The organism is Lysobacter sp. 1R34A, assembly GCF_051217035.1.
Taxonomy (GTDB): domain Bacteria; phylum Pseudomonadota; class Gammaproteobacteria; order Xanthomonadales; family Xanthomonadaceae; genus Lysobacter.
The window spans coordinates 1-840 of record NZ_JBPKJP010000210.1; the positions used below are offsets into that span (position 1 = coordinate 1).

Annotated in this window: 1 protein-coding gene; it reads right to left on the reverse strand. The window is 75.7% G+C overall.

Annotated elements, in window-relative coordinates:
* On the reverse strand, nucleotides 1-840 hold an 840-nt coding region (locus ACSAMQ_RS20585), incomplete at both ends, for a transcription antitermination factor NusB (RefSeq protein ID WP_435397439.1).

The following is an 840-nucleotide window of genomic DNA, read 5'->3' on the forward strand; positions in this document are numbered from 1 at the left end:
CGCTGCAGGCGCGCCGCGTCGACATCGAGCGCGGTCAGGCGCAAATCGGGGTCGCGTTCGAGCAGGTGCGCGCTCTTGCCGCCGGGCGCGGCGCAGGCGTCGAGCACGCGCGCACCGGGCGCGGGCGCGATCGCCTCGGCGACCAATTGCGCGGAGGCGTCCTGGATCGACACCGCGCCCTCGGCGAACCCGGGCAGCGCGGCGATCGCCACCGAGCCCTGCAGGCGCAGCGCATCGGGCAGGCCTTCGACCGCCTCGGCGTCGAGGCCGGCCTCGGCGAGCCGTTCGCGATAGGCCTCGCGGCTGCCGAGGCGCGGGTTGACCCGCAGCCACATCGGCGCCGGCACCGCGCTTTCGGCGAGGATCGCTTCGTAGTGCCCGGGCCAGTCGCGGCGCAGCCGTCCGCGCAACCAACTCGGCCAGTGCGAATGCCGGGGGTCGACCGCGGGCAGGCCTTCGCGCTGGGCGCGGCGCAGCAGTGCGTTGACCATGCCGGCCTGGTGCGGATAGCCCAGGCCGCGCGCGGCCTCGACGGTGGAATCGAGCGCGGCATGCGCCGGCAATTGCAAAGGATCGAGCTGGGCCAGGCCGACGTACAGCAGCGCGCGCAGTTCGCCGTCGCGGCGGGTCAGCGGCCGCGCCATCCAGGCGGCGAGCGCGCCCTCGTAGCGCAGCGGCTGGCGCAACACGGCGAAGCAGATCGCCTCGACCAGGGCGCGGTCGCGCGGGTCGGCCAGGCCCGGCAGCGCGCTCGCCAACTCGGCCTTGAGCGACCGGCCGCGGTGCATCCCCGCGTCGAGCACGCGCGCGGCGATCGCGCGCGGTTTGCTGCCGCTATGC